The organism is Variovorax beijingensis, from assembly GCF_007828835.1.
Classification (GTDB): Bacteria; Pseudomonadota; Gammaproteobacteria; order Burkholderiales; family Burkholderiaceae_C; genus Variovorax; species Variovorax beijingensis_A.
The window spans coordinates 62,082-68,751 of the sequence record NZ_VIVL01000021.1; the positions used below are offsets into that span (position 1 = coordinate 62,082).

A 6,670-nucleotide genomic window follows, 5' to 3' on the forward strand; every position below is an offset into this window, starting at 1 on the left:
GAGGCTCCTTGGGCTGAGATGCGACAAGCGACAAGAGCATCAGCGCAAGTGCCGGCATATCGGCCTGGCGCACCGACAGCGTTCATTGGTTGCGCCGTTCCTTGCGATGGAAGCTCGAAGACTTTTATCGTAGGTAGAGCGCCCCCATCTCGGAAGGTCCGCATGAGGACGCGCGCTGGTTCCGTTTTGGCATCAATGCCGCGTGATCACGCGGTGCTGCGGACCTCCGGCCATGCTTTCTGGCGCCACCTCTTCAGCGGCATGTCCACCAGATGCAAGCAGATTGCCGCCATCGTGAACGAGAACGCAAAGGTCACGCTCAGCGTGATCCACAGCGGCTGCGCATCGCGTAGCAGCAGCGCCAACGGGAAGTGCCAGAGATAGATGCCATAGGACAGCCTGCCGATGTAGGCCATGGGACGCGAGGCAAGGAAGGTCGCTCTTCCGTTCTCTGCGGCATAGCAGATCAGCACGAAGGCCGACAACTCCGCCAATGTGATGCGGAGCGTGACCGCCTCAGTCTGGTTGCTCGTCGGCAGCGAAGGCAAGGCCAGGAGGACCAGCAGCATCAAGCATGCGATCGCGAGCGCATGCTTGGATACCTTGAAACGGATCAGCGCCGCAATCGCCCCCAGCAAGATGCCGCTCATTCTCGTGTCGAATCGGAAATATGCCTGCGACCAAGTCCCGTCCATGGCCACGAAGTACCGCCATGCGCTCACGGCGATGAATGCAAATACCAGCCAGCCCACAGGATGCCGCCTTCGCAGAAGCAGCGGCAGGACGAGAGGCCACAGCAGGTAGAACTTTTCCTCCACGCCGAGGGACCATGTGTGGCCGATGGTGTAGGCCAACTCCCAGAAAGCCAGCGCATAGTCGTAGACGTAGAGTGCGGCAAGAACGGCGGACAGCCAGCGGTCGTCCGCCGGCCAGAGGATGGGGGCCAGCCCCACGTAGACCGCAATCATGAGCAGCAGCGTCGGGTACAAGCGCAACGCCCGGCGCGCGTAGAAGCGGCCGATCTCGATGCCGCCATTGCGGTATTCCGCGGCCAGCAGCGAAGTGATGAGATAGCCAGAAAGCACGAAGAAGACGTCCAGCCCGACGAAGCCGCCGCGCGCACCGGGGAGTTCGCAGTGGAACACGACCACCGCGAGGATGGACAGCGCGCGAACACCGTCAAGCGCCGGGTTGTAGGGCATGCGCATCTATCCGCATTCACCGTGTTGCCAGCGGGTCCGGCCGGCACGGCTGCAGGATCGTCTCGCCGCACGCCGGGTAACTTGCAGGCCCTTTGACGTCCTTCAGCACACCAAGCCGGACCACGGAGTCATACTTGGCGTTGTGCAGCACATGGATGCGCTGCTTTTGCGTAAAGGTATCGAACACCAGGCCGCCGGTCTGGGCGGGTGTGTCGATCCAGATTCGCAGCCGCGACCCGCTGCGAAAGTAGTGGCCCATCTTGTGGATCTCGACTCTGGCGAAGACTGGCCGGCCCGGTAGCAACGGCATGGGCTGCTCCGGCCGCTCAAGCCGAACGGGCAACAACGGCGTCGAGCGCGCAGTGTCCAAGGCGCGGTTCGACAAGCGCAGCCAGCCGCGCTGGACATAGGTCTCTTGCCCGTCCGGCCGGAGTTCGGTCACGGTGACCTGTAGGTCTGCGTCGCCGGCGCTGGCAGCGACCCAGAGATCGGCGCTGCCAGGGCCGTAGACCATCAAGTCTTCACCCAACGGCGGCGATGTGTAGGCGACGCCCGCTGTCTTCCAGTCTCCAGGTAGCGGACCCCAGAAGCTCCGTCCCGCAATGTCGTTGACGGCCACCCCCGCACCGGGATAGTCGAAGCCGTCAGCGGCTCCGGAGCCAGGCGCATCGGCGAGCGTCTGGCCCGCCCCCAGGTGGAGCACCTTGACGGCCAGGTCGTCGCCGCGGATAGGTCCCCTTTGTACTACCCAACGAGGCTTGGGGGAAACGCGCCGCTCCAGCGCATTCCCGCTTGCGTTTGCTTCGGCGGCCTCCATCCATATGGTTGTGTGCGGTGTGTCGCGATCGAATCCGTTGTCCTCACCCTTGACAAAGCGGTCGAGAAAACGCACCGCCATCGCTTGGAAATCCGCGGCCAGGTACATGTCGTGGCGGCCGTTGGTCTGCACCGACCACAGTTTGGCCGGATCGAGCCTCGACTGGTAGTAGCCGCTCCGCGGCGTGATGGCCTGGTCCTGGAACGCTTCGAGCGACAACACGGGAACATGCACGCGGTCGGCATGCGGCGCAAGGTCGAAGCTCTTCATGTGATCGTCTCGCAGCGGATGCGCCAGGAACAGGTGCATCACCGAGTTCGTGTCTTCGGCCGCGAGATTCTTCGGGATCTGCGCCAGGCAAGCAGCGTCGCCCTCCTCCTTCGCCGTCTGCGCGACGACCTTCTCCCAGTAGGCACGCATGGAGCCTCGCAGCGGCGTGATGAACCCGGGCGCCGGCACGCCACCGGGCATCAAGGCATCGCGGAAGTCCGTTAACACCATGCCAGGCACGATGGCCCGAAGATGTGGCGGCCGGTGCTGCGCCGTCGCCAATTGGGAAGAGCCACCGTATGACCAGTTGACCATGCCGACTTTGGCGTCGGACCAGGCTTGCGACGCCGCGAATTCGACGGCCTCGGCGCCGTGCCTTCCAAGTTGCGGCCGCGTGTACTCGAGCGAGCCCGTGGAGCATCCGCTGCCCGCGGCGTTGACACCCATTACCGCGTAGCCAGCTTCGACGAGCCGCTTGTCGAGCTCGACCGACATCGATGTCTTGTACTGGAGATAGGGCGTTCCCCCGATTGAACCGGCGTCGTAGCCGTTGACGCTCACGATGACGGGGAATCTGCCCGATGCCTTCGGCAAGAGTACGGTGTAGCGCAGCCTGGCGCCGTCGGAAGTCGTGAAATAGCCAATGAGACGCTTTGCCCAGAACGGTGCGGCCGGTCCCTGCGCGGGGAAATCGAAAGGCCGCGACGCCGGCAGGCCTGTGTCGGGATCCAACGGAGCATCCTGTCCATGCGCCGCAAGCGACATGACGAACACCGTGGTGAACATGGTGGCGGTAGCGATGAACTTCTTCATGTTTCTTATATCAGTGCTTGCTGAATCGGCGGAGGGCGATGTTAGGGCATCCCTGCACTGTTGGGAGTGCGAGGCAAGTCGGCCTTGGCGTTACAAAGTACATGCAGGCCGCAAATCGATTGATGCCCACCGCTCAACACTGTGCAGCCTTGCGCGTGGCTAGTGGGCGACCCCGCACGAACCTACGATCGGCCCGGCTTTCACGATTCCAAACATGCATGGGAAGATTCAGATGACGGATTCAGCAACCCCAACTGGCATGAACGATCGCGTCGACGTCGTGCGGCGCGGCTTGTTGCGCGGAGCCGTGACGAGTGCGGGCATCGCGGGACTGCACCTGGCGCTGGCTGGAAGCGTTGCATGTGCGAAGGCCATCGGATCGCCCGCCCTCGCCTTGACACACTTAAAGAATGTCGATGCCGGCGTCCTGAACATCGCTTACTACGAAGCAGGTCCGGCGAATGGCCCCGCGGTGGTGCTGCTGCACGGATTTCCGTACGACATCGAGGCGTACGCAGAAGTTGCCCCCATCCTGACGACTGCGGGCTGCCGGGTGATCGTGCCCTATCTGCGCGGCTTCGGCCCCACGCGCTTCCTGAGTGCACAAACACTTCGTTCGGGCGAATTTGCGGCGTTCGGCGCGGATCTGCTGGCGCTGCTCGATGCATTGGCGTTGCCGCGCGCGGTGCTGGCGGGATACGACTGGGGCGGCAAGGCCGCCAGCGCTGTCGCCGCCCTCTGGCCCGAGCGATGCGCGGGGTTGGTCTCGGGCAACGGCTATGCGTTTGCCGACCCGTCCGCGGCATTGATTCCGGCAAAACCCGAAAGCGAAATTCCGCTGTGGTGGCAGTTCTACTTCCAGACCGAGAGAGGACGCGCCGGATACGCAAAGTACCGCCGCGAGTTCAACCGGCTTTTCTGGAAGCAATGGTCACCGACCTGGCGCTTCGACGACGCGACGTTTGCCCGCACGGCCGCATCGTTCGACAACGCTGATCACGTCGCCGTCTCCATACATTCGTTCCGCCATCGATTCGGCGCAGTCAAAGGAGATCCGGCCTATTTCGAGATCGATCGCAAGCTTGCGTCGCTACCAGCGATACCCGTGCGGACGGTGACACTGGACGGTAGCGATGATGGCGCCCATGGCCCAACCGACGGTTCGGCCCAAGCGGCCAAGTTCACGGGGCCGCGCTCACACCGTGTGGTACCGGGGGCGGGACACAATCTGCCGCAAGAGGCGCCGAGCGCGTTCGCTGCCGCGGTGCTCGAACTCGTTCGCGCGGAACGTAGCGCACGTTGAGCTTGCAAAGCGCTGTGAGGGCGTATGCCTCAGGCACTCTCGCGCGGCCGGCGCCAAGAGCTTGCCCTGTTGGTTCGCAGCGCTTTCGGCGCGAACTTGACCAGTAATCGGGACCATGCAGCGCACCGCAGGGAGCGGAATGCCGTGCCTGATTGTTCGCTAAAGCGCCTGCAGCCTCGCACGGAAGCGTGGTCCCAAGGCAGCTTCAAATGTCGGATTTTTTGCAGTTCATTTTTGAGACAGGCTGGAAGGCAAGCGGTGGGAGTGATGCCCTTGCCCTGAGCGCATTGAATTCTTCAAGCACTGCAGCTTGAATCTGCTGGTGATCGACTGGCTCGGTATCGAACATGAAGCTCAGCGCGGCATCGTGACCGTCGAAGGTCAAGATGGCGTACTCGAGCCAGCTCTCAAATCCAGCCGGAGGCATAGGCTTGGAGGCAGCAGAAGGCATGGGTGTTTCCTTTGCGCTGACGCGCTATGCGTGGCGGGACTGCTCGTCGCGACAGCAACCGGCTGGAAAATTTGGTCGTTCGCCCTTAACGTCGGGGTTCTAACTAGCCCGGGGCCGCCAGCTCGGAGCCCTCTTTGCTATTTTCCGCTACGCCCCCGACCGGCCGTCTCAAATCTTTTGCCGCTTGCGAGCGAGGAAGCTCGACCCCCTGCTGGACACAGAAAAGCTCCACTCTGGTGGCGTGCTCCAGGAGTCCGACGCCCCGAGGCAGATGCCCGCGCCAGGGATAAAGTCCCTCGCCGAACTCAGATAGCAGTTCATAGCACCTGGAATGCGCCAGATCGTTCGAAAAAGTGTCGAAATCTTCGAACCGTTCCGCCCACTCGCGCGTCTGGGCAAGATCTCTGCGAAGACAATGAAGCGCAAAGTTTGCCCACGTCGATTGGTCCACAACGCGATTTTCGCCCGGCCAAGTCATCTGCTTCCGCTCGAATTCGAACCTCTTTCTTGGACTGTAGCAAGCAATGGGTAACTGTCCCTCGAATCGAGTACGCCAGAGCAGGAATCCGTGAAGTACAGGTGGGGTCAGTCCGCGTCTCGAGTAACAAACGCCCTGAAAGGCCCACGACAAATCTCGAGTCGCATCCGCTCTTCGAATTAATCGCCCGATGCCGAGCGTTCGATGGAAATGCCGTCGGATTGATCTGTAAATGGTGGTGCGCTCAGCGCATAGTTCGTCCAGAAAACGTCTGCGAAATGGACCGTGAGTCAATTCGCCCACAGAGACCGTCATCCCGTTAGGATGCAGGCCCGGCAAGTCCAGTGGAACGGCTCTTCTAAGAAAATCAAAAATAGTCAGGCGCTGCTCCCGTGCTGACATCGCCGCCAAGGCATATTCCCCCGACCTTGGCCACCGGCGCGACGCAACTCGTTGGAGCCAATCCTGCACAACCATCAGTCGGTCGCTTCCCTTCACGCGCGTCCAGGACGTCACCATTCCATCTAACGACCATGCGTTCGCATAGCACGCCCCGCAGCCCGAACATCGCATAGGCTTGTCGAACGCGGCTGCGGCGACAGCGTATCTTGGCGAGGCCCCACCGCACGAGGGACATCGATCACTGAAAGCATCACCATGGATCGGGCACGTGAGTATCCCGTCGATTTGATAGATTGACGACTGGAAGCCTTGAGCGAGGCAGGTCGGACAGTATCGAAACTGCGCGTCTGAGGCGATTTCAAAGCAAAGGTATCCACAATAGGCGTGTAAGGAGGAAGCATGGAGCGCGGCGACGCTGAAGTGAGGCTTCCGGTTGGGATCGCTGCGCAACGTCTGCGACATCCAGCGGGGGTCAACCAAGCTCCGCGCGTGGATTGCACCGAATGACGATAGCGAGTTGCCCCGACCGAACAGCAGTTTGTTGATCCGTTGCGACGTAAGAACATTCACGATCGCGAGTTTGGCGAGTCTGGTGAATGGTCCTTCATATTTAAAGAACCATTCATCACTCCAAAGCAGCCCCATCTTCATTCGAGGCGCGGTCCGTTCTCGCATCATTGCTGTGCACGGCTCAGGACATCGCGTCATAGACCGCCCCACGTATTGCTTCAGTCCATAGTCGCCCGCGGGCATCTGGTTGAAGCGGATCGCTTGCCGAAAAGATGAAGTTGCGTACAGCTGCACTCACCCATTGCATGCCAAGCGACGCACAAGAACGTTCGTATGCGGTCAATTAACCACGCCCTTGTTGAGTGAACGATGAGCTGTGAGGCTACGTGTCCATGTAGAGCAACATGGACATGTAGAGATGACA

Annotated in this window: 4 protein-coding genes; 1 reads left to right on the forward strand and 3 read right to left on the reverse strand. The window is 61.3% G+C overall.

The annotated features are described in order from the left end of the window. Positions 1 to 206: 206 nt before the first annotated feature. Positions 207 to 1,202: an acyltransferase family protein gene (locus tag FB547_RS32075; protein WP_261380469.1), complete on the reverse strand. Its 996-nt coding sequence runs from the start codon at positions 1,200 to 1,202 to the stop codon at positions 207 to 209. Positions 1,203 to 1,218: 16 nt separating this feature from the next. Next, positions 1,219 to 3,102, reverse strand: a complete 1,884-nt coding sequence (locus FB547_RS32080) for a CocE/NonD family hydrolase (protein ID WP_145747644.1) — start codon at positions 3,100 to 3,102, stop codon at positions 1,219 to 1,221. 259 nt (positions 3,103 to 3,361) lie between these two features. Between FB547_RS32080 and FB547_RS32085 the strand changes: the two genes are divergently transcribed. Further along, complete coding sequence (locus FB547_RS32085) at positions 3,362 to 4,405, forward strand: alpha/beta fold hydrolase (protein ID WP_261380470.1); 1,044 nt, start codon at positions 3,362 to 3,364, stop codon at positions 4,403 to 4,405. Between the two features lie 205 nt (positions 4,406 to 4,610). Here the strand turns inward: FB547_RS32085 and FB547_RS32090 are convergent, their stop codons facing one another. Continuing rightward, a complete protein-coding gene (locus FB547_RS32090; RefSeq protein WP_145747646.1) occupies positions 4,611 to 4,856 on the reverse strand; it encodes a hypothetical protein in 246 nt (81 codons plus the stop codon). Between the last annotated feature and the right edge of the window lie 1,814 nt (positions 4,857 to 6,670).